Source organism: Syntrophotalea acetylenica (genome assembly GCF_001888165.1).
GTDB lineage: Bacteria > Desulfobacterota > Desulfuromonadia > Desulfuromonadales > Syntrophotaleaceae > Syntrophotalea > Syntrophotalea acetylenica.
Window position 1 is genome coordinate 238,945 of record NZ_CP015455.1, and the last position, 25,289, is coordinate 264,233.

The 25,289-nt window shown below is 59.0% G+C and carries 24 protein-coding genes; 12 read left to right on the forward strand and 12 right to left on the reverse strand.

What is annotated here, in order from left to right; all coding sequences use genetic code 11:
• The first annotated feature begins 18 nt into the window (after positions 1-18).
• Positions 19-1,041 carry a methyltransferase gene (locus A6070_RS01105; RefSeq protein ID WP_072286670.1) on the forward strand — a complete coding sequence of 341 codons (1,023 nt, stop codon included), beginning with the start codon at positions 19-21 and terminating at the stop codon, positions 1,039-1,041.
• Positions 1,042-1,219: 178 nt separating this feature from the next.
• Here A6070_RS01105 and A6070_RS01110 read toward each other — a convergent pair whose 3' ends face one another.
• The gene (locus A6070_RS01110) at positions 1,220-2,254 is read right to left on the reverse strand and encodes a substrate-binding domain-containing protein (protein ID WP_236718896.1); all 1,035 of its coding nucleotides are present in this window, start codon (positions 2,252-2,254) and stop codon (positions 1,220-1,222) included.
• 450 nt (positions 2,255-2,704) lie between these two features.
• Here A6070_RS01110 and A6070_RS01115 point away from each other — a divergent pair, with 450 nt between their 5' ends.
• The 10 genes from A6070_RS01115 to A6070_RS01160 all read left to right on the forward strand — a co-directional run bounded on the left by A6070_RS01115 (position 2,705) and on the right by A6070_RS01160 (position 14,633).
• A complete protein-coding gene (locus tag A6070_RS01115; RefSeq protein WP_158513997.1) occupies positions 2,705-3,514 on the forward strand; it encodes a class I SAM-dependent methyltransferase in 810 nt (269 codons plus the stop codon).
• Positions 3,515-3,563: 49 nt separating this feature from the next.
• Positions 3,564-5,588 carry a TonB-dependent receptor plug domain-containing protein gene (locus A6070_RS01120; protein ID WP_083558605.1) on the forward strand — a complete coding sequence of 675 codons (2,025 nt, stop codon included), beginning with the start codon at positions 3,564-3,566 and terminating at the stop codon, positions 5,586-5,588.
• A 42-nt stretch (positions 5,589-5,630) separates the two neighbouring features.
• The gene (locus tag A6070_RS01125; protein ID WP_083558607.1) at positions 5,631-6,692 is read left to right on the forward strand and encodes an ABC transporter substrate-binding protein; all 1,062 of its coding nucleotides are present in this window, start codon (positions 5,631-5,633) and stop codon (positions 6,690-6,692) included.
• The gene (locus A6070_RS01130) at positions 6,685-7,740 is read left to right on the forward strand and encodes a FecCD family ABC transporter permease (protein ID WP_072286673.1); all 1,056 of its coding nucleotides are present in this window, start codon (positions 6,685-6,687) and stop codon (positions 7,738-7,740) included. The genes A6070_RS01125 and A6070_RS01130 overlap by 8 nt, the downstream gene beginning before the upstream one ends.
• A gap of 1 nt (position 7,741) precedes the next feature.
• Positions 7,742-8,581 (forward strand): ABC transporter ATP-binding protein, encoded by an 840-nt coding sequence (locus tag A6070_RS01135; protein ID WP_072286674.1) that lies wholly within the window; start codon positions 7,742-7,744, stop codon positions 8,579-8,581.
• Between the two features lie 10 nt (positions 8,582-8,591).
• Positions 8,592-9,155 (forward strand): FmdE family protein, encoded by a 564-nt coding sequence (locus A6070_RS01140; protein WP_072286675.1) that lies wholly within the window; start codon positions 8,592-8,594, stop codon positions 9,153-9,155.
• 23 nt (positions 9,156-9,178) lie between these two features.
• Positions 9,179-9,865: a class I SAM-dependent methyltransferase gene (locus tag A6070_RS01145; protein WP_072288075.1), complete on the forward strand. Its 687-nt coding sequence runs from the start codon at positions 9,179-9,181 to the stop codon at positions 9,863-9,865.
• Entirely contained in the window at positions 9,846-11,615 is a 1,770-nt protein-coding gene (locus A6070_RS01150) for a radical SAM protein (RefSeq protein ID WP_072286676.1), read from the forward strand. Before A6070_RS01145 ends, A6070_RS01150 begins: the two co-directional genes overlap by 20 nt.
• Positions 11,616-11,638: 23 nt before the next feature.
• Positions 11,639-12,211 (forward strand): nucleoside-triphosphatase, encoded by a 573-nt coding sequence (locus tag A6070_RS01155; RefSeq protein WP_158513998.1) that lies wholly within the window; start codon positions 11,639-11,641, stop codon positions 12,209-12,211.
• A 172-nt stretch (positions 12,212-12,383) separates the two neighbouring features.
• A complete protein-coding gene (locus tag A6070_RS01160; RefSeq protein ID WP_072286678.1) occupies positions 12,384-14,633 on the forward strand; it encodes a TonB-dependent receptor in 2,250 nt (749 codons plus the stop codon).
• A gap of 51 nt (positions 14,634-14,684) precedes the next feature.
• On the opposite strand, the gene A6070_RS01165 is transcribed toward A6070_RS01160, so the two are convergent.
• From A6070_RS01165 to A6070_RS01215, 11 genes are all read right to left on the reverse strand, one after another.
• Complete coding sequence (locus A6070_RS01165; protein WP_072286679.1) at positions 14,685-15,032, reverse strand: hypothetical protein; 348 nt, start codon at positions 15,030-15,032, stop codon at positions 14,685-14,687.
• Positions 15,033-15,245: 213 nt separating this feature from the next.
• Positions 15,246-16,043, reverse strand: coding sequence for a tol-pal system protein YbgF (ybgF, locus tag A6070_RS01170; RefSeq protein ID WP_072286680.1), 798 nt, complete (start codon positions 16,041-16,043; stop codon positions 15,246-15,248).
• A 74-nt stretch (positions 16,044-16,117) separates the two neighbouring features.
• A complete protein-coding gene (pal, locus tag A6070_RS01175) occupies positions 16,118-16,687 on the reverse strand; it encodes a peptidoglycan-associated lipoprotein Pal (RefSeq protein ID WP_072286681.1) in 570 nt (189 codons plus the stop codon).
• Between the two features lie 170 nt (positions 16,688-16,857).
• Complete coding sequence (gene tolB, locus A6070_RS01180) at positions 16,858-18,147, reverse strand: Tol-Pal system beta propeller repeat protein TolB (RefSeq protein WP_072286682.1); 1,290 nt, start codon at positions 18,145-18,147, stop codon at positions 16,858-16,860.
• Positions 18,148-18,151: 4 nt separating this feature from the next.
• A complete protein-coding gene (locus A6070_RS01185; protein ID WP_072286683.1) occupies positions 18,152-19,045 on the reverse strand; it encodes a TonB family protein in 894 nt (297 codons plus the stop codon).
• 48 nt (positions 19,046-19,093) lie between these two features.
• On the reverse strand, positions 19,094-19,522 hold the full coding sequence (gene tolR, locus A6070_RS01190) for a protein TolR (RefSeq protein WP_072286684.1): 429 nt from the start codon (positions 19,520-19,522) through the stop codon (positions 19,094-19,096).
• A gap of 1 nt (position 19,523) precedes the next feature.
• Positions 19,524-20,195, reverse strand: a complete 672-nt coding sequence (gene tolQ, locus A6070_RS01195) for a protein TolQ (RefSeq protein ID WP_072286685.1) — start codon at positions 20,193-20,195, stop codon at positions 19,524-19,526.
• 304 nt (positions 20,196-20,499) lie between these two features.
• The gene (gene folE2 / locus A6070_RS01200) at positions 20,500-21,291 is read right to left on the reverse strand and encodes a GTP cyclohydrolase FolE2 (RefSeq protein ID WP_072286686.1); all 792 of its coding nucleotides are present in this window, start codon (positions 21,289-21,291) and stop codon (positions 20,500-20,502) included.
• On the reverse strand, positions 21,288-21,980 hold the full coding sequence (gene queC / locus A6070_RS01205; RefSeq protein WP_072286687.1) for a 7-cyano-7-deazaguanine synthase QueC: 693 nt from the start codon (positions 21,978-21,980) through the stop codon (positions 21,288-21,290). The genes folE2 and queC overlap by 4 nt, the downstream gene beginning before the upstream one ends.
• Before the next feature lie 49 nt (positions 21,981-22,029).
• The gene (gene pyk / locus A6070_RS01210; RefSeq protein WP_072286688.1) at positions 22,030-23,481 is read right to left on the reverse strand and encodes a pyruvate kinase; all 1,452 of its coding nucleotides are present in this window, start codon (positions 23,479-23,481) and stop codon (positions 22,030-22,032) included.
• A 90-nt stretch (positions 23,482-23,571) separates the two neighbouring features.
• Positions 23,572-23,892, reverse strand: a complete 321-nt coding sequence (locus A6070_RS01215; RefSeq protein WP_072286689.1) for a cytochrome C — start codon at positions 23,890-23,892, stop codon at positions 23,572-23,574.
• 830 nt (positions 23,893-24,722) lie between these two features.
• On the opposite strand from A6070_RS01215, the gene A6070_RS01220 reads away from it, so the two are divergent.
• Positions 24,723-25,205 (forward strand): AmiS/UreI family transporter, encoded by a 483-nt coding sequence (locus A6070_RS01220; protein WP_072286690.1) that lies wholly within the window; start codon positions 24,723-24,725, stop codon positions 25,203-25,205.
• Positions 25,206-25,289: the final 84 nt, after the last annotated feature.

A 25,289-nucleotide genomic window follows, 5' to 3' on the forward strand; every position in this document is an offset into this window, starting at 1 on the left:
TGAAAGGTATTGCTGATCATGACACACCAATTGATGAATCTGCCGGTGGCCGGGGAATTGAAATTGCTGGATGATATCGCAGAAGGCTACAAAGCCTATCAGGTTCTGGCCCATGCCGTGGATCTGGGGCTGTTTGACTGGCTGGAGGGAAACCCTGGTTCGACCAGGGAAAATATCGGTGCGGCCATGAATATCAACGGCATGTTTATGCGCAGCTATCTGCAGGCGCTGGTGGACATGGGGCTGCTGTGCCATGGCGATGAGCGGTATCGCAACTCGGCTGCCGCGTCGGCCATGCTGGTCCGTTCAAGCCCTTCACGTCAAACCGAATGGTTCAGAAGCATTGCCGCGCCACGGTCCAGTTGGGCCCGGCTGGGCGACACCCTCAAGCGAGACCGGCCAGCGTCCGGCACATCACGGTCCGGTCCGGACCGGGACTTCCTGCAGGCTCTCGCTCAACGCTCCCTGCGCGGGGAACTGCAGGCCGTCACGCGCGCGGTCCGGGGATGGGAGGGGTTCGACGGATCCCGGCGACTGCTCGATCTCGGCGGTGGCCACGGGCTTTACGCCATTGCGCTGTGTCAGGCCCAACCGCAATTGACCGCCACGGTGTTCGATCAGCCCCATGTTACGAATTTTACGCAGGAATATATTGAAGCCTACCAGCTGGCCGATCGGGTCGATGTCGCAAACGGGGATGTATCCGTCGATGATTTCGGCTCGGGGTATGACATCGTGCTGATTTCCCACTTGTTGTACAAGTTTCGCAAGGATCTGCCAGCAATTTTCCGGCGGGTTTGGCAAGCGCTCAATCCCGGCGGGCTGCTGGTGTCGAACCACTGGTTCTGCGCTCCCGGTTGCGGCATGCCCGCGGGCGGTCTCGTCGAATTGGATAAAAGCCTGCGGAGTTTCGGTCATCCGCTCTGTTATCCGGAGGCGTTTAATGCGGCGCTTGATGCCTGTGGCTTCGTCCTTAAGAACGAACTTGCGGTACCCGGCATGTCGGGTGAAACAACGCTTCACCTGGCGGCAAAGCGTTAGCTGGTATCCATCCGGGAACTCCGGATGGATGCCGCGTGGTTTTCATATAGGGAACGAGCAATTTTTCGTTGTAGCAAGGAAATCAAGGGATTGCGCGGAGGCGTACATCGGTACGCCACACAAGCAAGCCTGCAGATTGACGCCGCCACGGCGGAAAAGGGCCGTTTCCGGATGAAAACTAGCCGAGTTCGCCGGTCTGGTGGTTGTCGTAGCCGGGCAGGCCGGAAAGCTGTTTCTGGTAGGCGGGGGATTGGATGACTTCGACCATGGCTCGCAGCCGCGGATCGTCCATCAAAGTCTTGAGAAAGCACAGGTCATAGGGTTCCATGCGCACCGAAAGAAAGTCGATCCCTTCTTCTTCGCAGACCAGGCGCACCGAAACGCCAGCCTGAGCAAAACCGTTGCGGATGCTCTGGGCAACGGTGCGATGGTCGCGGGCAAGGTATTGGGGCACGAGCAGTCCATGGGACAATTCGTCGAGAACCTGGCGCGCCCCGGAGCCCTGCTCCCGGCCGATCCATCTGAGGTTGGCCTTCATGAGCGACTCGATATCCTGGCCGGCGAGGCCGGGGGCAAGTGCCAGGCCTTCCTCCCAGTTGGCCACCCGGATCAGGCAGAAATCCTCTCCCAGGATTTTAGCGGCAGTCTCGCGGTTTTCCTCGGGTGTGGCGGCGTTGGCCAGGTGAATGCCCGCCGCATGGACCAGGCCGGCGGCCAGCAGCTCCACGGCGGTACGACTGGAACGGGGCAGCACCAGCATGCGGAAGGGCGTCTGGCGCGCATATTCGCCTGCCAAAAGGCCTACCGCCGGATCACAGCAGGCAACCACCAGGGTGCGGACCGGATCCGCAAAGGGGTGGTCGTGAAATTCTCCATCGCGCCATACGCCATCATGGGGCAGAATCCCGAGAGGACTTGATTCCACCGGATAGATGAGTTGGCGTGACCCGATCATGGCCCGCCAGTAGCGGCAGGGATCCTGGGGCGGGGGCCAGGCCCATTGCGCGGACTCCTGGCCGCTGAGCACGAACAAATCCTCTACCCGGCAGTTAAACGCCGCGGCCAGCGCCAGCGCGGCGGCCGTGGACGGAATGAGGCGTCCGGCCTCGATAGCGCTGATGCCGGTGCGCGAGAGTCCGGCCCGGTCAGCCAGTTCCTGTTGCGACCAGCCCCGCTCATCCCGGGTTTTGCGGATCGTGTTATGCAGTACCAAATTTTCTTTTGACATTATTATGTACCATATGACATTATCCTGCCATATCAAGGGTGGATGAGAAAAGTTCCCGTTCGGGCAACATAACTTAACCTCCCCGGTAAATCAACCTGGACCACTCTTTTCGCGCTTATTTCGTTCTCCGTCGGCGATGGACTCAGCGTAACCCGCATGACTTTATGCTCCGGGTATTGGCCATGCGCTCATTTCGTCCTCCGTTGCCAGCAGGTGCGATGAATTGGCGCATTTCCCCTCCGATACCGACGACTTGGCGTGGTCTTTCTTGTTCGGTGCGCATGCCGCCGGAATGTCCTGTGTCCGGTTCGGCGCGTTCTTACTGCGTTGGCCGCCGCGTTTTCCGATAGCGTGGCCGTAAAAACAGGACGCAAATGACATGATCGTGTCATTCGGATGCAACTGCAAACCTTTTTGATCCGGCAGCGGGGAGATATGGATATACGAAGCATCGACTGGAACGAAATCTGGAAGCAGCACAACCCTGAAGGTCGTGACGAGGAGCGAACCCGAATCTATTGGGACAACCGGGCGTCATCGTTTGCCACGGGCGTTGAAGACGATTTTTATGTCAACCAGTTTTTAACGTTGATTGATCCCTGTCCCGAGTGGAGGGTGCTGGATGTCGGCTGTGCTTCGGGGACCCTCGCCATTCCGTTGGCCGGGCGGGTGCGGCAGGTTACGGGAGTGGATATTTCCGGGGCGATGCTCGATGGTCTGCGGGCTGGTTGTGAGAAAGGTGGCATCGGCAATGTCAAAACGGTTCGCGCATCCTGGACGGACGACTGGCGGGCGCTGGCTATCGAGCCTCACGATCTGGTCATCGCCTCGCGTTCCCTGATTGTGGCCGACCTGCGCCAGGCGATTGCAAAGCTCGACCGGTTCGCGCTGCGCCGCGTTTGCATTTCAACCCCGGTCGGCGACGGACCGCAGGACCCCGCCATGCTCGGAGCCGTGGGGCGCCGCCGCCGTGGTGGCGCGGATTACATCTATGTTTACAATCTGCTTTACCAGATGGGGCTGCAGGCCAATCTGCAATTTCTGACCTCCCGGGGACAAAGGACCTATCCGGACAAGGAGACGCTGTTTTTGAGAATGCGGGACAAGGTCGGAGAAATGCTGCCCCAGGAAGAAAAAGCCTTGCGCGACTATATCGACCACTCCTTTGTTCTGCGGGAGGGGCGCTGGCAGCGTCGTGAGCCGCGCAGCATCCGCTGGGCCGTCATGTGGTGGGATAAGGACTGAGCCAACATGATTTGTTTAAATGTGCTGTTTTTGCAGGAGGTCAGCGGACATGTTCATTTTTGCAGGAATGACTAAATCGAATCGCCCGGTGATCTGGTCTTTGGGCCTGGTGCTGCTGTTTTTCCCAATCCCCGAGTCGGTAGCGGTCGAAGTTGCCGCCAGTGGTGTGTTTGCGTTGGGCGAGATCGAGGTTGTTGCCCATGAAGAGCAAGGCGCCGCGAGTCTGCTGACCGAGCGGGTTTCCGAAGAGACCCTGCGCAACTTCAATCGCGACGATGTTGCCGAAGCTCTGGACATGTTGCCGGGGGTTCATTTGAGCAAAGTCGGGGGACGTAATGAAAGCACCGTATATGTCCGGGGATTCGACCTTCGGCACGTGCCTTTGTATTTGGACGGCATCCCCATCTATGTGCCCTATGACGGCTATCCTGATCTGCGCCGTTTCACCACTTTTGATCTGTCACAGATCGTGCTTTCCAAAGGTTTTGCCTCGGTGTTGTACGGTCCCAATACCATGGGCGGTGCCATCAACCTCGTATCCAAGCGGCCGGAAACGGCTTTCGAGGGGAATTGCGGGGCCGGGTATGCCTCCGGAGACAGCTACCAGGCCTATTTCAATCTTGGCACCAATCAGGATTGGTGGTACCTGCAGACCGGGGCGTCCTGGTACAACACTGACTACTTTCGCCTTTCAGATGATTTTCGGAAGACGGCCAACGAAGATGGAGGCCGGCGCGAGAACTCCTATGCAAGGGACCGCAAAATCAATATCAAGGTCGGACTGACGCCACGCGGCGATGACGAGTACGCTTTCAGCTACATCTATCAGCACGGCGTCAAGGGGACGCCTCCGTACGCCGGAAGCGCTTCTTCGGAGCGCATAAAGTACTGGCGATGGCCCTACTGGGAGAAGGAAAGTTATTATATCAATACCCGCACCGGCCTGGGCGAGGCATCCTATGTGAAGACGCGTCTTTACTATGATCGCTACATGAACTCCCTGTTCAGCTACGATAATGCTGAATATGACACCATCTCCCGGCCTTATGCTTTTCGCAGCAATTACGATGATCATACCTACGGCGGCTCCTTAGAGGTCGGCACAAAACTGCTGCCGCGCAACGAAATGAAGGTGGCGTTTCACTACAAGCGCGATGTGCACAGAGAGCACAACCGGCCCAATCCTTACCAGCGCTTCGCGGACGAGATCTATTCCGTCGGAGCCGAGGACACCATAACCCTGACGGATAACCTGAAGGTGGTTGCCGGTCTGAGTTACGACGCTACCAGGACCCTTGATGCCCAGGATTTTATCAGCGGCGAACTGGTCGATTTTCCCAAGGGTGAAAGCGACGCCTGGAATCCCCAGATCGGGCTGTTCTACGAGCTGACCGATACCGCGGTCCTGTATGCCACCGTCGCGCATAAAACCCGCCTCGCGACCATCAAGGACAAGTATTCCTACCGGCTGGGTACGGCCATTCCCAACCCCGACCTGAAACCGGAGAAGGCGATCAATTACCAGATCGGCTATCGGAATCGTTTGTGGGATCGGTTGTCCTTCAACGCGGCTCTCTTTTATAGCGACATCGAGGATTTCATTCTGCAGGCCACCATTCAGGATCCCGACGATCCGACCGCAACCATCGGCCAGAATCAGAATGTCGGCAAGGTGGAGCAGTATGGCCTGGAGCTGGGGATTGAGGGCAATCTGAGCGACAGCCTGGAAGCCGGCATAAACTACACCCTCATGGACAGGAACAACCGGGACAACGATGACAAGCTGACCGGCACGCCCAATCACAAGCTGTTCACCTATGTCCGGTATCGCCCCCGGACATGGCTCAGCCTGCAGGCGGATCTTATCTACCATTCCAATTCCTTCAGTTCTTCCGACGGTGTGCGGATCGCCGGCGAGTTTGCGGTGGCCAACGTCAAGGCTGTGTTCGAACCGCTTCCAGGAGTGACTTTCGACGCCGGCATCAACAACCTCTTCGATACCAATTATGCCTACGATGAGGGGTATCCGGAGCCCGGCATCAATTATTTCGGCAATGTTGCGTACCGATTTTAAAGCTGACACAGCAGTTGGAGCACTGCCGGAGGAGGCAAGGATATGGCAGGATACCTGACCAACAGTATGGGTCGCGCCCTGTGGTGCATGATGCTCGTCACCCTGATCGCGACAGGTGCCGGGGCACGGGAAATCGTGGACATGACGGGGCGCAGGATCGATGTGCCGGAGCCCCTGCAGCGGGTCTATGTCGCTTCGCCGCCGGAGAGTTACCTGGCCTGCGCCATCGATCCATCCCTGCTGGTCGGTTTGACCTTGCCGCTGCCCCAGCGCTATCGCCGTTACCTGCCAGAAGCGATGACAGGGTTGCCGGTGGTTGGCGGGTTTTTCGGGGTGGGGAATGCCCCCAACCTCGAGGCGCTCGTCAAAACCCGGCCACAGCTGGTGATCTGCTGGCAGAAGACGGCCGTCAGTGAGCGTTTTGACAAGTTCCTGCGGCAATTCGGGATTCCCGTTGCCCACATGACGTTGCAGCGCCTGCAGGACTACCCGCGCGATATCCGCGGCATGGGGCGGATACTGGGGCGTCCGCAAAGGGCTGAACAGCTTGCTGCCTATGCCGAAAAAACCCTGGGGGAGATTTTGCCGAGAGTGGCGTCCATGCCGGCCTCGGAGCGGGTGCGCGTCTACTATGCCGAAGGGGCCGACGGCCTCAGCACCGACGGCCGGGGCACCTGGCACGCCGAACTAATCGACCTGGCCGGTGGACTCAATGTTCATAAGGGGGAAAAAGACGACCTTTTCGGCATGGAGAAAATATCCCTTGAGCAGGTTCTTCTTTACCGGCCGGAAGTGATTCTGGTGCATGACCCCGTCTTTTTCAGGAAAATCTTTTTATCGCCCAGGTGGCGCAACGTGCCGGCTGTAAAAAACCGGCGGGTCTACCTGATCCCCCGGATTCCGTTCAACTGGTTTGACCGGCCCCCTTCCTTCATGCGTCTGCTGGGGCTCCAGTGGGTTGCGCAGGTTCTCTATCCGCGGCATTTCAATATCGATATGCCGCGGGAAATGCGGGAATTCTACCGGTTGTTTCTGCGGGTCCATCTCTCTGACGAGGATATCCGGCTCATTCTTGAAAGCAGGGAGGTTCCAGAGCATGGATAAAGCTGCCATAGCCGACCGACCGGTCTCACCGTCACTGAATCGTCTGTGGCTGCCAGGAGCGCTTTGCCTGCTGCTGCTGGGGTTGGTGACCGTTTCGCTGAGTCTCGGCAAATATCCGGTTTCGGTTTATGAAATTCTGCTTTTTTTCCGTCAGCAGGTGACGGGAGCAGCGGCCCTCGGCCCTGAGCGGTACGACCTGCTGCGCAATATTCTGTGGGAGATTCGCGCCCCCCGTATTGCGGCGGCGGTGCTCATCGGCGCCGCGCTTTCGACATCCGGCGCGGCTTTTCAGTCCATGTTCATCAATCCTCTGGTGTCTCCGGGCCTGCTCGGCGTGCTGCCCGGCGCCTCGTTCGGCGCGGCACTCGGCATGTTGCTGTCCAGAGGCTGGTTCGGGGTGCAATTCTGCTGTTTCGCCGGGGGATTGCTGGCCGTTGGCATCGCCATCGGCATCGCCCGTCTTTATCGGGGCGACCGACTTCTGATGCTGATTCTTGGAGGAATCATCAGCGGCTCCCTGTTTACCTCCCTGCTGTCGATCGTCAAGTACCTGGCCGATCCTTACGATACCCTGCCGGCCATCGTCTACTGGCTGATGGGCGGCCTGTCCATGACGGACAGTCACACCGTGCTGTGGATTTCCATCCCCGTCCTTTCCGGCATTGCCGGCCTGCTGCTAATGGCCCGCTACCTTAATGTGCTGAGCATGGGGGACGAAGAGGCGCGCAGTTTGGGGGTGAATGTAAGTCTGATCCGGTTCTGGCTGATTTTCTTCGCTACGGTGATAAGCGCCCTGACGGTGGTGGTCGGCGGCCTGATCGGCTGGGTAGGGCTGATCATTCCGCACATCGGCCGTATGCTCGTGGGGCCGGACAATCGCACTTTGCTGCCGGTCAGCGCTCTGCTCGGGGCCCTGTATCTGGTGCTGGTGGACGATGTTTCCCGTCTGCTGCTCGATATCGAAATACCGCTGGGCATCATCACGGCTCTGATCGGCATACCGTTTTTCATCCTGGTTCTGAAAAACGCACGAAAGGGGTGGGGCTAGCATGGCTTTGTTGGAAGTCAGAAACATATCCTTCGGCTATGGCGGCCACTCGGTGCTGGACAATGTCAGTTTCGATATTGAAAAAGGCAGTCTGGTGTCGCTGCTGGGACCCAACGGCTGCGGCAAGACCACGCTTCTGAAAATCCTGCTGGGGCTGTTGCCGGTGCCCGGCGGTGAAATCCTGTTCGAAGGCCGCCCGGTTGCTTCCTACGATCGGCGTGAAATGGCCCGGCGGGTGGCCTATGTGCCGCAGATACACAAGGCCGCTTTTGCCTATCGGGCGATTGACGTGGTGCTCATGGGGCGTCTTCCCCATAAAGGGTTCTGGTCGGCCTATCACCGCAGGGACGAACATCTGGCCCTGGAGGCACTCGACAAACTGGGAATCAGGCACCTGAGCCAGCGTCCCTACACCCAGATCAGCGGCGGGGAGCGGCAGATGGTGCTTATTGCCCGGGCCCTCTGCCAGGGCGCGCACACCTTCATCCTCGACGAGCCGGCCAACGGGCTCGATTACGGCAACCAGATCAGGCTGCTGGAGCAACTGGCCACCCTGTCCGGCGAAGGCTACACCTTTGTCATGTCGACCCATTTCCCCGATCATGTGCTGTGGGTGGCGAACCAGGTTGTCATGTTGTCTGATGGCAGCATCATTGCCGAGGGGGCTCCGGATACCGCCGTGACCCGGAAAAATCTTTGCCGTCTGTATCAGGCCGATGTCGAAGTCTGGCAGTTGCTGGAGAATTTCAGAATATGCGTGCCGCAGAGGCTTCGCAACAGGTTGTGCAGTTGTGACATGGAGGATGTGCCCCGCCCTGTTTTAATGGCAGGCCGCAGTTAAAGGAGGAGGAATGCTGAAAGTTGATGATGTACAGGCGACACTGAAAGATTGTGAAGCGTTTCACGGCCATCTCTGCATGGGACAGGTGATGGGCGTGCGTATGGCTAAAAAAGGTCTGGAACTGATAGCCGCGGAAGATATCAAGGATCTGATTGTCATAGTGGAGAACGATCGCTGCATCACGGATGCCATTATCATGGCCACCGGTGTGCGGCTCGGCCGGCGCAGTCTGAAATTTCAAGATTACGGCAAAATGGCGGCCACTTTTGTCAATACGAAGACCGGCCAGGCCTGGCGGGTGGCCAGCCGCGGCGACAGCGACAACGGTTTGCCCCCGGATCAGGCCCGGGCCGCGGCTCTGGCAAAAACGGATGCGGAACTGCTGCGCTGGCAGCAGGTCCGGGTCGCATTTGGTCCCGGTGATTTGCCCGGTCCTCCGGAGCGTATCGTCCAATGCAGCCGCTGTGGAGAGACGGTGCTCGATTATCGCGATGTGCCCACCGGACAGGGGCAAGCCGATCCACTGTGCCGTGCCTGCGCTTTCGGGACCTATTATCAGCCTTTTGCCGGATAAAGGGATGGATCAAGGAGTTTGGCGTGACAAAGAAGAAGCAGGATTCACTGGCATTTTACCGTTATGACGACAACCATCCCTTCGCTTCCATGTATCCATTGCTGGCCCGGCAGATCGTGGAGGATCTCGGCATAAGCCGCGGGCGATGCCTGGATATCGGCACCGGCGGCGCGCCTCTGCTTATCGAGCTGGGCAAGATCACCAACTGTGAACTCTCGGGGCTGGACATCAACCCCGAGGCCCTGGCGCTGGCGGCACAAAACGCCCGGTCTCATGGCTTGCCTGAAGGCCGCTGCACCTTTCTTGAGGGCGATGTGCATGCCATGCCGCTGCCGGACGATTATGCCCGGCTGGTGGTAAGTCGCGGATCGATACCCTTCTGGGATGATTACGTGGTGGCTTTCCGGGAAATATACCGGGTGCTGCAACCGGGAGGCCTGAGTTTTGTCGGGGGCGGATTCAGCCGGTTTCAGAGCCTCGAGGAGGCGAACCGAATGCGTCCGGACTGGGCGCGCAAGGACAATCCCGACAAACGGGCCCGCTGGTTGCGCCGGGAATTTCTGGCGGAGGCGCTTGCGCCGCTGGCGCAAGCGGATTGGCGGATCATCGAGGATGGCTATGGCACCTGGGTAGTGATGAGCAAACCGGCACTGACTTCCATCTCCGCGGGGGATTCGAAAGGAGTGCCGCATGCAATGCCTGAATTGTGAAAACCGCTGTATCGTTGCAGATGGCGGCCTCGGCGGGTGCGGCCAGTACCGCCGGATTGGCGAAACCATGGTCGAATGTTACCCCGATCGCTATCTGCTCGCCTGCCCGATAGTCATCGAAACCATGCCGATGCTGCATTTTCACCCAGGCAGCAAGTTTCTGCAGATCAGCACGGTGGGCTGCAATCTGAATTGTCCGGGCTGCATTTCGACCACCCTGGTTCGCGAGATGGACCCGGCCAGTTCGATTATGCAGCAAATGAGCGCGGACCAGGTGGTGGCCACGGCCGTTTCCCAGGAGTGCCGTGGCATCGCCTTTTTGATGAACGACCCTCTGGCCAGTCTCGATACCTTCACGAAAGTGGCACAAGCGGCACGTGCCGCCGGTCTGCTGGTCGGTTGTGCCACCAATGCCACCTTTACCGAGCGGTCCCTGTCCCGTTTGCTGCCATTTATCGATTTTATAAACATCGGCGTCAAGGGCCTTACCGCGCAGGCTTATCGAAGCTGCGGCGGACGGTCGCCCGACGCGGTGCTGCGCAACCTGCGCCTGTTGCACGAGGCTGGAGTGCATGTCGAGGTGGCCTGCATGCACCGCCGGGACAACCAGGACGAGCTGCGAAATCTGGCTCACCGGGTGGCGAAGCTGTCGCCGGCCATACCTTTGCAGGTGATGCGTTACATCCCCCTGGAATCCGCCGATCCCGGCTGGGAACCGACCATCCTGGAGTCGGAGGCGCTGGTCTTCGATCTGCGCAAGATTCTGCGACATGTCTACCTGTTCAATTCCCCGGGCACCGATCAGCTCGACAGCCTGTGTCCGGAGTGCGGCGAGGTTCTGCTCAGACGCGACTTCTACGGTCCCATGGGGGCGCGGCTGCTGGCTGCGCAGCCTGGAAGCTGTCCCCACGGGTCGGCATTTCTGGATCTGCGGGGAGACGCCGTGGTCGGTGCCTTCCGGGAGGGGGATTTCCAGGGCGGTTATCCCTTTACCCGGGCGCTTGAGATCGTGCAATCCATGCTGATCGCCTTGGGCGTGAGGGATGCGGTCGAGGTTGTGCGGGTCTGGGAAAAGATTCTCAATCTGCAAAGTCTGAAGGAGCTGCATCTTTCCATTCAGCAGCCTTCCGCGTATCTGGCCACACTGGAATATTTCGGCGCCCTGACCGGGCGCCAGGCACGGGCCGCGGCACTGATCGCCTATCTCGGTGAACGCTTGGAGGCGGTGGCCCGAGGGCTGGCGGCGGTAACCCATCGTCCCCGGGTCTATTACGCCATGGGCAAACCGCTGTTCGCCATCAAGGGCCCGCGTTTCGAAAACCAGTTGGTCCAACTGGCCGGCGGGGACAGCGTCAACCGGCGCCTGGATCTGTCGGGACGGCCGGGGATGAGCATCGACCGCGAAGTTTTGAACGCATTGAATCCGGAGGTGATGGTCATATCCGCGTTTCTCTCCTGTCCGGTGCAGGATTTCCATGCTGAATGCCTGCGGTTGGGCGTGGATGTGGAGGCGGTGCGCAATCTGCGTATCTACACCCCGCCGGTGCCGTCCAGTGATTTTGGCGGTCCGCGCTGGATTCTCGGTCTGCTGTTCCTCGCCAACATCCTGCATCCCGAGCGGTTTCATTTCGATATCGCCCGGGAGTCAAAGGATTTTTATGGCGAGTTTTACGACATGCCCTTTGTTCCCGATCATCTCAACCGATCCTTTGGAAAACCGAGCAATACCTGGTGCTGGACACGAACCTGATGGACAACCGGCAGGTGGAACCGATGAGAGCAAACCATGGGCCGCTGATCATTGTCAGCGGCCCGGCCCATTGCGGCAAGACCACCCTGGTGACCCTTCTGGTATCACATCTGCGCGATCAGGGGCGGCAACTGGCCGGCATTCTGGCCGAAGGGCACTGGCGCGACCAGCGGCGCAGCGGTTTTACCCTTGTCGATCTGGCCGACGGGCGGCGCACGCTCCTGGCGGAGCGTATCGCCGATTGCGGTCCGCATGCTTTCCCCTATGCGTTTCATGCCGAAGGGCTTGCCGCCGGTTATCTTGCCCTGGGCCCGCGGCGATGCGCCGGGGCGGATCTGGTGGTGGTCGATGAAGTCGGCTCCCTTGAACTGCGCGGTGCAGGATGGGCCCGGAATCTTGGTCCGTTGCTGCGGCAATGCCGCTCTTTACAGCTGTGGGTCGTTCAAGCGGCCCGAGTGGAGGCGGTCTGCAGGAAATGGCAGTTGTCGCCGGTGCGGGTTATCGACGCATCACAGCCCCAAGCTCTGGATAACTTGTTGATAACTGTCGAGGAATGGCTGCCGGGTGCTGATCCCCCGTCGCACTTTCGTTTTTGAAAAATATCTAAAAGAGGGACAAGCGCCCGGGTTCAATTCGCTCCGCGCTTGTGCCGTGGCTGGACGATGGTGCAAGGGTTCTTGCTCCATCGCTGTTATTGATGCGCCGGTCCCGCTGTTTCAAAAGCCGGGAGACGGCATTGAAGGATGTTTTCGCAGGGAGGGAACGAGAATGTGTCTGGGACGTATATTGTTGTTAACATTCTGGCTGGTCGCCGGTATTTCCGGCGGGGCGCTGGCAGGCTCCGCGGCGACGGAAACCGCGCGGGAAGAGAGTGGGTCCGCTCTGAGCCTGGAGGCCGTCGAGGTTCACGGCAAGGGCGGCCATGTGCTGTTCGATGCCAAGTCGGATAAGCCGTGCACCGCAACGAGCCTGACGGGGGAGGGAATCGACAGTATTGGCGGCACCAGTCAGGGCAGCCCGTTGCAGGCGGTGCGCACCCTGCCGTCGGTGCAGACCAGTAGCGAGGAACCCTACGGTTTCGGCAATTTTTTTACCAGCGGCCTGAAAATTCGCGGACAGCGCATCAAGGCCCCTGGTTCCAACCTGCTCATCGAGGGCTTGCAGGTCACCGGCACGCCCGGTGGCGCCCAGTATCTGTTCGACATGGAAAATGTCGAAGGCATGACTCTTTACAAGGGCGGCATTCCAGTTCCCAACGGGCTGGCGTTTGCAGCCAACGCCGGTCTCATCGACTATCGCCTGCAGCGTCCCGCTGATGAGGCCGGGATATTTTTTTCCCAGTCCCTCGGCAGCTTCGACTACCAGCGCTCCTTTATAAGAGTCGACTCGGGGCGGCTGCCCGGCGGTACGCGGGCTTTTGCTTCCTATAGTTATACCGATGCCGATAAATGGCGCGGCCAGGGCGGCAGCCCCGACTGGCGGCACAACCTCGACTTCGGGATCGCGCACGATTTCGGCGATCGCGTCAAGCTGGAACTGTTCGGTAATTTCTTCAGCTTCAAGGCTCACGATTTCCGGTCCCTGACCTACGCACAGACCCAGGATTTGGACAGCTATCACAAATCCTCCTACAACCGGCACCTGACCGGCAACCCTGGCGAAGATATCTATTACTACGACTACAACCGGCGCCGTTTTGACGGCTACACCCTGATGGCCGATGTGGATATCCGCCTGACGGATCACAGCCGGTTTTCCGTGCGTCCCTATTTCAGCAAGGATCAGGGCTACTGGATGCTCGGCGTGGTCGAGCAGAAGGTCAACCCCCTGGTGCGCAAGTGGGAGATCGGCCATCACCGTCTCGGCGTGGTCGCTCAATATGAGGTCGAATTGCCGCTGCTCAACCTGACCGCCGGCTACTGGTATCACGAGCAGGAGCGGCCCGGTCCGCCGACGGAATGGAAGAAATACACCCTGACGGGCGACGGACTGGATTTCAGCGGCTGGTCGGTCTTCTCCGAAAACGGCAAGCACATTACCCACAGCCCTTTTGTGCAGCTGAATCGCGGTTTTGGCAAATGGCATCTGAGCGGCGGGGTTCGTTATCATTACCAGGAATTTTCGGATATTGAATCCTACTATTTCCCCGGCGGCGTCAAAACCTACGATCCCTGGAGCAGCGTCGGGCGCAAATACACCGACAAGTTTCTGCCGTTTGCCGGCTGCTCCTTCGAACTGACCGATCACGCCAATCTTTATTTCACTTACGGGCGCAATGTCGGACGCACGGCGTTCCCTCTGTACCCATCCTACGCTACGCGGCGCGGCAAGTTCGTGGCTGCCGGCGTCAGCCTTGCCGATTTGTGGGACGATGTCGGGATGGAAGTCTCCGATCATTACGATCTGGGCGCACGGTTCGATTTTGGCCGCTGGTATTTAAATCCGGTGTTGTTCTATTCCCGGCATTTTGACAAGTCGGTCGATTATTACGATCCCACTTCCGGTTTGCTGGTCATGCAGAACGTCGCCTCCGCCCGCTCCTATGGGGCTGAAATCGAAGCCGGTGTGCATGTCCTGCCCAACCTGCTGCTGGCCGCCAACGGCTTCTACAACAAGTTCGAATTCGACAAGAACATTCGCACCAGCCTGGCCGGCGAACTGCGCGTGCGGGGTAATCAGATTGCCGACACCCCGCTGTTCGGAGCCAGTTTCATTGCCGATTACCGTCTCGGCGGCTTTTCCGTGACCCCCGTGGTACGCTATACGGGCCGACGTTACGGTGACATCCTCAACCAGGAGCCGCTCGACTCTTACTGGCTGGCCGACCTGAACATGGCCTATCGCATGGATAATTTTTCCTGTATCAAGGAGCCCAAACTGTCGCTGAAAATTCTCAACCTGTTCGATAAAAAGTATATTGGCGCCATGGATGCTGCCGATGACGCCCATCCGGGCAGCATGGCCTATTATCCCGGCGCACCCTTCACCATGGTATTTACGGTGTCCTGGAGGCTGTAAGGGGGACGCCATCAGTACTTTCCCGAAACGAGCCCCATAAAGACCTGGGGCTCACTTTTCCATCGCGATTTTCTGGCGACGGCCGACGAGGAAGTAGGCGAGGGGCAAAAGGATCGCGAGGCCGGTTGTCAGGGCATAGACTGTCGTTTTGCCCTGGGTTTCCGCAGGGATGACGTAAGTGCTGCCGATGCCAAGGATGGCCAGCAGCAGGGCTGTCAGGCTCACCATTATCCAGGCGATTTTATTGCCGGCCTCGAAAGTGCCGGTGGTGCTGTCCAGCAGCGCCAGCAGGGCAAGGATCACTCCCAGTCCGGCAGGGCCGGCGTTGAGCAAAGCAAGAATTGTCCACAAAACGAGGATGGCGACAAAAAGCAATATTTTTTTTACGGATTTATTCATTGGTGTCCTCTCTTGCGAAAAAATCCTGATTCGTTGTTCGAACCCCGGGATGTATCCATGCGGCATGTCCGCATTCTGGGTGCCGGTTCTCAACAGCTCGCTTGTCTGTTGATGCGCCGGGTGAGGTCCGCAGTGCCGCTGTTGTCGTATTTTGGGGATTGTGGACGGCCAAAAAGGAAAGGGCGGCCGATTGGCCGCCCTTTGTGATTATGATTACTTGCCCCAGGCTTTAAGTCGTTCTTTGGCGACCGCGGCCTCGTCGGACAAGGGGAAACCCTTGGTCAGTTTTTCCAGAATGGTACGGGCGCTCTGGCGATCTCCAAGCTGGTCGAAGGTCAACCCCTGTTTCAGGTAGGCGGAGGCCGCCTTGGGGTGATCTCCGTACTTGCGAATCACCTCCTCGAATTGCAGGATGGCTTTTTCATATTCTTTTTCTCCGAGGTACGACTCCCCTATCCAGTAGGCGGCGTTAGGTGCCAGGGAGTGCCCCGGGCTTTTCTGCAGGAACTCTTCCAGCTGCTTGCGGCCCGCGGCGTATTGTTTCTGCTTGCGAATCGTATCGACGCCCTGCAGGTACAGAGATTCGGGCTGGTTGGCCGCTGGCGGACTCATGGTAACGGCGGAAGGTTGCCCGGCCGGAACGCTTCCCCGGTTTTCAAGGGCGCTGATGCGCAGGCCCAGATCGTCACGAACCAGGGCCAGTTCGTCCTTGAGTTCGTTGCGTTGCTGCTCGATGTCGCCGAAACGGCCATTCATACTCTGCAGCTCGAGGCGCAGGTTGTCCAGGTCGGCACGGGTTGTGGCCTGTTGCTGGGTCAAATCGTCGAGTCGCTGTCTGGTTTGTCCCACGCGGTCGGTCTGCTGGGCGGCAAGTTCGCGCTCGGTGGTGGCCAGGCGGCGCTTCATTTCTTCCAGGTCGCGGCTCATGGCCAGTTCGGTCTGGGAGGGAATACATCCGGCCAGAAGCGCAAGAAGGGCTGCATACAAAACGGCTGACGTGATGCTTTTCATGACGAAAGAGCCTCGTTTTGGCGGACGGCGGACCGGCAATCCCGGTCCGCCGTGATTGTTGGATCCCTGGCGTATTACTGTGCGATCTTGAATTCGGCGCGCCGGTTTTTGGCGTAGGCGGCTTCGTTCTGGGCCGGATCGAGCGGCATTTCCTCACCGTAGGAGATGACGCTCAGGCGGTCTGTGGCGACGCCCAGGGTTTCCAGGTACTTCTGGGCGGTGCGGGCGCGACGCTCGCCAAGGGCCAGGTTGTACTCATCCGAGCCGCGCTCGTCGCAGTAGCCTTCGATGCGTACTTTTTCCGCAGGGTTGGCTTTGAGATATTCCGCGTTGTTGACCAGAATGGCCTGGGCTTCGGCGCTCAGGTCGTAACGGTCAAAGTTGAAGTAGATGCGTTCCAGGGATGGAACGGCTTGAGGCATCGACATGGCGCTTCCTTCGCCAATCGTGCTTTCGCCAATACCCGTCTCGCCAGCGCCCATCTCTTCAACACCCTGTGCCGTCTGCTGTGTTCCTGCCTGGTCTGCTCCTGCGCCCGCGGCCGTGGTGGCGGCCGGTTTCTTGGCGCAGCCTGTCGCCAGCATGGCAGCAAAGACCATCATCAACAACACCTGCATGGAAATCCGAATACCTCCGCGTTTCATGGTTTTGCTCCTTTTACATGGTTGACTAAAAAAGGGGTTGAAGAAAAAACACACTTCGGGAACATCCCGAAGGTTTGAAAACCGGAATGATGAAAATCATGTCACGATCAGGAAACGTTGCCCATTATACATGAAGTAACCTGCAAAAAAATAGGGGGAATAAAAACACCTCAACGCTGCCGTGACCATGCCGGATGCTGACATTGGCCGCCACTGGATATGCGACGGATACCTGAGCCGTCAGCCCGCATGACGTAAATGCCTTTGCCGCCAGCCTGATCCGAAGAGTATACCAGAAAACGGCTATCGGGGCTCCAGCGCGGATGTTCCTTGTTGCCGGCGCCGAAGGTCAGCCGCCGCTCATCCGTGCCGTCGGGGCGGATGCTGTAGATATCGAAGTTGCCGCCTTCCAGTCGGGTAAAGGCGATGCGCTCTCCATCGGGGCTCCAGGCAGGGGTGGCGTTGTACTTGCCGCTGCCGGTAAGTCGCCGGATCTGGCCGCTGAGCACATCCATGATGAAGATGTGCGGATTCCCCTGGCGGTCGGAGACAAACGCGAGACGGTCTCCGGCAGGACTCCAGCTCGGATCCACATCGATTCCCCAGTGATTGGTGAGCCGCCGCCGCTGGCTGCCGTCGGTTCCGAGCAGGGTCAGTTCGGGGTTGCCGGATGCCGACTGGGTGAGGGCGAGTTCCCGCCCGTCCGGGCGGAAACGGGCGGAAACGTTCAGGCCGTTCCGGGAGGAAAGGGCCGCTTCCTGGCCGGTACTGAGAATTTTCCGGAAAAGGTCCGGGTTGCCGCGGCGATAGGAGGTGAAGACGATCTCTCTGCCGCTTGGGGAGAAGTCGGGGTTGAGGACGATGGAACGGTGGTCCGTCAGGCGCAGGACGTTGGCGCCGTCGGTGTCCATCAGATAAAGCTCCTTGTGGCCGGTGCGGTTGTCGATGTAGGCGATGCGCGAGCTGAAAGGGCCTTCCTTGCCCGTGACGTTGAGCAGGATCTGGTCGGCAAACTTGTGCGCCATCAGACGCAGATCGTTACGGGTGCCGACGTAGCTGCGGCCGGTGAGCAGGCGCCGGTGAACGACGTCGTAAAGCCGGAACTCGACCCGGATGCGGTCGCCCTGGGCGTGGTACCCGCCTTTGACCAGAATCTCGGCGCCCAGCAACGCCCACTGGCTGAAATCGACCTGGGTGCTGGTCAGGCCGGGCCGCCGGGCGTCATCGAGGAAGGCCGCCGGGTCAAGCTGCCGGAACAGGCCCGCCATGTCCAGGTCGACGGCCAGAACCTTGTGCAGCTCTTTGGCGATGCCGGGCTGCGCCGGTCCGGCAAGGGGCAGCAGTTCGGCGTTGGCCACGTTGATGGTTTGCTGGCCGGGAGCACGGATCTCCACCTGCGCCACGACGGTGGTCGCTGTCAGGCAGGCAAAAAGGAACAACAGGGTCACGAGACGGCACATAGTTTTAATCCATCAGGTCCTTGAGGTTGAAGACGACGTCGAGCTGTATCTGCCTCTGGGGTTGAAACGGCAGGGTTTTGGCTTTCAGTATGGCCCTTTTGACCGAATCGTCAAAGGTGGCGTCGCCGGAGGAGTCGATAAAATGATAACTGATCAGGCTGCCGTCGGCACTGAAAGCCAGTCGTACCGTGGCCGAAAGGTCGCGGCGGGTGATCTGATACTTGGACAGGCTCCAGTTGTCTTTCAGGTAGGCCTGCAGCCAGGTCTGCTGGTCCACACCGGCTTCGGTGCCGGTGCCGTCGGGCATGCCGAGGGGGGCGCCGGAACCGTAACCGGAACCGGAACCGCCGGTCGCCGACCCGGCACCGCCTCCGGAAAGGGCCGCGATTCTGTTCTTGAGTGCGGCCAGCTCCTGCTGGCGCTGTTGTCTTTCACGCATCGCGGCCAGCTTGTCCTGGACGCTGTTATAATCGCCTGTTGCCGGGGCGGCAGAGGCCGCCGGTCTGGTTGCCGGCGCTGCCGGCTTGGCGCCTGGCGATGAAACGGTGGCTTTGCTGGCGGCCTTGTCGGTGGAAGCAGCCGGTCGTGGTTCCGGAGACGATGGTTCCGACGGCGCGTCAGCAGCCTTGGGGGCGTCCGGTTGCGGGGGCGCGGGCGCCAGGGCGGAATCTCCCTTGGGCGCGGGGCCTCCATCCGGCCTCCCGGCTTGAGGGTTGAGAACCGGCATTTTTGTCAGGTCGACAAAATAGACCGGCCGCTGTTCGACGGGCGCCGGGCCGGATAAAAACCCGGAAAAAAGCAACAATGCCGCCGCATGCAGAACCAGTGAGCAGGTCAGGGACAGGGCCAGGGGGCGCAGCCCCGGTTCGTTGTGCGGCGCAAACGGTGGTATCGACACGGTATTATGAGCCTTTGCTGCGGGCAAATTGAAAAGAATGCAGTAACGTCATTTTTCGGGATCCGGTGGCATGGAGACCATGCCCAGCTTTTCGATGCCGGCCCCCTTGATGGCGGCCATGACCTGAACCACCTTGCCGTAGGGAACATCGCGGTCCGCCTGCAAAAAGACCTCCTTTTCCTGTCGGGACTGCAGAATCTCAAGTAAAACCGGCACCAGTTTTTCGGGGCCGGGGATGCTCTGCTTGCCGATGGAAATGGCGCCGTTTTGTTCGACGGTGACAATCAGGGGTTCCTTGCCCGCCTGCAGTCCGGGGGCATCGGACACTTCGGGCAGGTTGACCTCCACCCCCTGTTCAAGCATTGGCGCCGTGACCATGAAAATGATCAGCAGCACCAGCATGACGTCGACCAGGGGCGTGACGTTGATCGCCGACAAAGTGGATCGCGATGTTCCGTTGCGCTGGCCTACCTCCATGTCAGCTCCTCCGCGCCATGCGCCCGACGATATTGAGGAACTCCTGGCTGAAACTGTCCATATCGCCGGTAAGGACATTGACCTTGCTGATGAAGTGGTTGTAGGCGACCACCGCGGGGATGGCGGCCACCAGACCGATGGCGGTGGCGACCAGGGCTTCGGAGATCCCCGGCGCAACGACGGCCAGAGAGGCGCTGCCGGTCTTGCCGATTTCATGGAAGGAATCCATGATGCCCCACACGGTGCCGAACAGGCCGATAAATGGTGCGGTCGAACCGGTGGTGGCAAGGAACGGCAGGTAGCGTTCGAGCCGCTGGGTTTCCTGAGTGGTGGCGCGACGCAGGGCACGGGCAACGTTTTCCGCATGCCCCATGTCGGCGCTGAAGGCCGCCGGCTCTTCAGCCCCGGCGTCACGCTGGTTGCGCATCAGCTCCTGATAACCGTCGCGGAACAACGCCGCCGTTGGCGCATTGGGAAAATCTCCGAGGTTTTTGTTGATGGCGTCAAGCCGGCGTTTATTCCAGAAAAAATGCTGAAACTGCTGGGAATCGCTGATGGCGCGGTAGATTACCCGGAATTTTAAAAAGATGATCGCCCAGGAAAGCAGGGAAAAGCCGATGAGAATCAGCAGGACCAGTTTGACCACCAGTCCGGTTGCGGAAATCAGTTCCAAGGTACTACCTCCATACGTGGGTAAAGATACATCTCAAGGGTGTTTTTCTGGGGTTTTTGCACAAAGCGGTTAGATTATCATCGAACCGCCCATCCAAGTCAACGAGCATCACCGCAGGCTTCGGCGAGCCATGCCACGAAAAGATAACACCTCTGAATATATGAAGAAATACCAAGCAAGGAGAGTGCCATGCCCGCAATGGCGAGGATTGAAACGGGCCGTTGCGAAAATCTGTCGCTTCCCGGCAACGGCGGCTTGATGAACGTGCCCGGATTTACCCGAGCGGCTGCGGTGATGCCGGGATTCAGCCCTCTTCGCAGCGAGGCGGAAATTCGACCATGGCGTAGGCTGAATGATTGTGGATTGATTCGAAGTTTTCGCACTCCACCCGGAACCAGGTGATCTCCGGCGTCGCCTTGAGCCTGAGTGTCACGGCCCGCACGATATCCTCGACGAACATGGGGTTGTCATAGGCCTGCTCGGTGACGGCCTTCTCGTCTTCCCGCTTGAGCAACGCGTAGACCGGCGCGCTGCCGCATTCCTCGACCCAGCTGATGAGATCCTCGATCCAGATGAACTTGTTCATGCGCACCTCCACCCTGACGGAGCTGCGCTGATTGTGGGCGCCACGCGCGCTGATCTCCTTGGAGCAGGGGCACAGGGCAGTGAGGGGAACTTCCACCGCGAGTACGAAATCCTTGGTCTCGGCCAGGGTGCCGCGCAGGCAGCAGCGATATTCCATGAGGCTGAGGGCTTTGGATACTGGCGCCTGCTTCTCGATGAAATAGGGGAAATCCATTTCGATATGGGCGCAGGAGGCATTCAGCCGGTCTTTCATTGCTTGCAAAAGCTCCCCCATGTTGCGCATGGTGATTTCGCCGCGATACCGGTTGAGGATCTCCACGAATCGGCTCATGTGCGTCCCCTTGAAGTGATGGGGCAAGTCGACGTACATGTTGATGCGTGCCACCGTGTGCTGCTGATCCCTGTTTTTGTCCATGACCACGATGGGGTAGTGGATGTCCTTGACCCCGACCTTGTCGATGGCGACGTTGCGCGTATCGCGCTCCATCTGCATGTCGCGCATACGGTTCATCGCCGCACCTCCCGAACATAGGCGGCCGGATCGGGGATGCCGGCTTCAGCAAACCCTTTGAGCCGCAACTGGCAGGAATCGCACAGGCCACAGGCCAGGCCTTCGGGGCTGGGGTCGTAACAGGAGTGGGTCAGGGCGTAATCGACACCCAGGTCGAGTCCGCGGCGGATGATCTGTGCCTTGGTCAGGTGCAGCAGCGGCGCATGGACGCGGTATTTCCCCTGGCCTTCGACACCTGCCCTGGTGGCGAGATTCGCCAGTTGTTCGAAAGCGCGGACGAATTCCGGCCGGCAATCAGGATAGCCGGAGTAGTCGAGGGCGTTGACGCCGATGAAAATATCAAAGGAACCGAGCACTTCGGCCCAGCCCAGGGCGAAGGAAAGGAAAATGGTATTACGCGCCGGCACGTAGGTTACCGGGATGGCGTCGTCGATGGCGCGCCCCTTGGGGACTTCCTGGTCAGAGGTCAGGGCGCTGCCGCCGATGCGGCGCAGGTCGAAATCGATCACCATATGGTCAACGGCGCCGACCCTGGGTGCGTAGAGCCGCGCTTTTTCCAGTTCCACGGTGTGGCGCTGGCCGTAGTGGAAGCTCAGGGCGTAGGGGGAGAACCCGGCGGCCCGCGCCTCGGCCAGGCAGGTGGTGGAGTCGAGACCGCCACTGTACAATACGACAGCTTTTTTATTCATCAAAAGTATCCCTTGTTTTGAAAAACAGACCGGGCTTCGTGGCCGGATGTCAGTTTATTTCGTAAAATTGGCCGGTGCCCAGACGGTGCACCTTCATCAGGTTGGTCGAGCCGAAGGCGGCTACCGGGCTGCCCATGGTGATAATGACAATGTCGCTTTTTTTAAGGGCGCCATCTTTTAAAACCGCTTCCTCCACCGAGTGGATCTGGGATTCCGTATCGCCGGTGAAGTCGACAAGGATCGAGCGGACCCCGGAATACAGGGACAGGCGCCGCCGCACTTCAGCCGAGGGGGTCACGGCGTAAATAGGGATCCGCGGGCGGAAGCGGGATACCGTGGCGGCCGTCGAGCCGCTCTGGGTGAAGGCCAGAATGGCGGCGGCCCCGACATGCAGGGCGGTGCGGCAGGCGGCTTCGCCGATGGCGTCAGAGAGCTTTCTCGGGCCCTCCTGGAGAGGGGGGAAATTGTTGAACAGCCGCTGCTGCGACAGGGGATCTCGCTCAACGCTGTTAGCCACCCGCACCATCATTTCCACGGCCTGGACGGGGTACCGGCCGGCGGCGGTTTCGCCCGACAGCATGACAGCGTCGGTGCCGTCCAGGATGGCGTTGGCCACATCGGAGGTTTCGGCCCGCGTTGGACGGGGATTATGAACCATGCTCTCAAGCATCTGGGTCGCGGTGATGACGGGTTTGCCGGCATCGTGACAGCGGCAGATGATGCGTTTCTGGATCAGGGGCACCTGCTCCGGACTGATTTCCACCCCCAGATCGCCTCGCGCCACCATGATGGCGTCGGCTTCCTGCAGGATCTCTTCGAAATCTTCGACCGCCTGGGGTTTCTCGATCTTGGCGACAACCGGCATCGCGCTGTTATGTTCCTGCAGCAGACTTTTGAGCTGACGCAGATCGGCGGCATTGCGCACGAAGGACAGAGCGAGAAAATCGAAACCCTGGTCCAGCGCGAACAGTATATCGTCACGATCCTTGTCGGTCAGGGCCGGCACCGACAGGCCGGCGCCGGGGATGTTGACGCCCTTGCGATCTTTCAGGATTCCGCCTGTCAGCACGCGACAGCGCACCTCGCCGGCGTTTGTTTCAAGCACTTGCAGTTCCAGCAGGCCGTCATCGAGCAGGATCCGGGCGCCTGGCATGACATCCTCGGCCAAATGAGAATAGAGGACCGGAATATGTTGCGCATCGCCCTCGATATCACGGGCAGTCAGCACGGTGGTGGCATTTTTTTCAAGGGTCACCGCTCCGTTCCGCATGCGCCCGGTGCGGATTTTCGGGCCTTGCAGGTCACCCAGAATCGCCACCGGTGTCTGGTGAAATTCGGCCAGCTCGCGAATAGACCGCACGATATGTGCTTTGTGCTCCTGCTCGCCGTGCGAGAAGTTAAGGCGGAAAACATCCGCCCCGGCAAGCATCAGCTGCTCGATGTCCGCGCGTGTGTCGCAGGAAGGTCCGATGGTGGCGATGATTTTGGTATGGCGGAACATGCGCCTGGTCCCCTGTTTCGTTCCAGTGTGGCAGGGTTGCGAAACGAAAGGACCCTGACCGGTGCAGCCAGGGTCCCGAAAAGCGCCTTTTTAGTGATGGTAGCGCCCGAGACGTTCCGTATGGGCCCGGCTGGGGCCTTTGTGGCAGCGGAAACAGGGCTCCCCCTCGACTTTCTGGATTTGTATGGGGGGTATGTCGGGGGGCAGTACCGAGGCTTCCTTCTGCCAGGGTTCGCGTCCCGATTCGCTTGCCAGGGTGACGGCAGTGGCTCTTACCTCCCAGTTGGCATTGATCGGAACACTGTGGCACTGATCGCAGCCACCGGGTGGCGGGATGGCTTTCCATGCGCCCAGCATGGCGCAACCACAGACAACAGCGGCGGGCAGCAGCATCCAGGGCCATTTATTCATGCAGGCAACCGTCCTCTCTCTCGGGGCTTTTGGCGTGCTGCAACTATAGCATAGGCATCGGGTAAGGCCAATCCGAAATAACTGCGAAGGTCGCCCTTCGCGGAGCATGCCGTTGCCGGTTGCCGTGCATTTTACGGTGGGAGGACCTGACAAAACGTAACAACATGCTATTATGTTGCTCATTGCCAAAGGACGATTTGCGTTAAAGATGGATGGAAATCCGTAGCCTTGAAGCTCCTGCGCCAAATAGTGGCAAAAAGATCCACAATAAACTTCGGTGGTACGTTTTTGAATGGGTGGCGCGGTTTTGAAACGGCTCCGCAGGCATGAAAAAGGTGTTTTGGGCCGCTTTGTTCGGTATCTGCCATGGCGCAAGGACATGGCATTGAAATTGCGTTATGCTAAAACGGTGGTTTATTGAAGATTTAAAGTCCTTCGAATTTTGGGTGTCTGATTTTACATGATGATTTAGTTATATGAAATTCCAGTTCTTATGTGAGGTCGTTGTCCTGAAAAACCGTTTCAAAAAGAATGCAACCTGATTTTATCTTGAGATGTCTGGATGTCGTCCGCGACCAGATCGGGGCCCGCAGGTTCTGATTCGCTGCGCTTTGGGCAGAAGCGTATGGCTGCCGCCGATATGTCCCGCTGCATCGGGAGGTTGGCAAGCCGGGAGAGCGAACAGTTCCGCGGGTGTTTCCCGCGTGGCGGTATGTACGGCGGAAAGCCGTCGTGCATCTATCGCTGTAAACGAATTTCCGCGGACATTTTCGCACGACCCGAGTAGGGAAACAATAACGAGGCTAGAAATTTTCAAGGAGGAGTAAAAAATGACACCTGCGCTTCTGGTAATGATCAGCATGATGTGGATTCCCTTGGGGATGCTTTTTCTGGGACAGGGCGATGCCAAATCAAGCGGCTTTACAACCGGCCTGGTTGGCATCCTGACAATTATTGGCGGCTTTTTTCAGGCGGCTCAGGGTGATCTGCTGACCGCGGCGGCGCTGCTCGTGTTCGGCCTTCTGTATCTGCAGGTTGCCCATGCCCTGCTTACCGGCGTAACCGACATGCGCACCGTCGGTTGGGGAGCCGTCACGGTCGGCATCGTTTGCCTGATTACGGCCCTCATTGTCGGCTCGGGCTATCTGTTCTTCATGTTCATTACCTTCGTCATACTCTGCCTGGCTGTTTTCCTCAACTGCTACGGCAAGCTTTCCGGCAAGATTGTCGGCTACATGCTGATCGTTCTGGCGCTGATTTGTTTGATTTATCCGGCCTATGCCCTGATGGGCCATTACAGCCTGCCCTTCTGATTTTCGTTTTTACCAAACACAAAGAGCCGGAAGCGTTTTGCTTCCGGCTCTTTGTGTTTGGTGCGATAAAAGGTGGGCTTTGCA